Origin of the sequence: Salmonella sp. SAL4457 (assembly GCF_046548235.1) — a bacterium.
GTDB classification, from domain to species: Bacteria; Pseudomonadota; Gammaproteobacteria; order Enterobacterales; family Enterobacteriaceae; genus Salmonella; species Salmonella enterica.
In genome coordinates this window covers 1-273 of sequence record NZ_JBGDZO010000455.1, presented here as the reverse complement: position 1 = coordinate 273, position 273 = coordinate 1, and the positions used below count along the sequence as shown (strand labels likewise).

1 protein-coding gene is annotated in these 273 nt (G+C 53.5%); it reads left to right on the top strand.

Annotation, left to right across the window (positions count from 1 at the left end; genetic code table 11):
- Positions 1–149: 149 nt before the first annotated feature.
- The coding region (locus tag ACLJNW_RS25025; RefSeq protein WP_410961333.1) for an FAD-dependent oxidoreductase at positions 150–273 on the top strand (124 nt) is incomplete at its 3' end.

Here is a 273-nt window from a genome sequence, read left to right as displayed (position 1 = left end):
CCTTTTATTTTTTGTAAGCCCGCCGAGCCGTTTTGCTCCCTCGATCTGGATTGGCTATTTTTTGTCCAGGAGTCTTCATTCAGGTTCGCTAAATCCTTATACTGTCCGGCTTTCCTGAATTCCTGCTTCTGAACAGGCCGAGGTGCGTGGTGGATTTCCCTACCCGTTTTGACGTAATCGTGATCGGCGGTGGCCATGCAGGCACCGAAGCCGCACTCGCGGCTGCGCGCATGGGTGTGAAAACCCTGCTGTTGACCCACAATGTGGAAACCC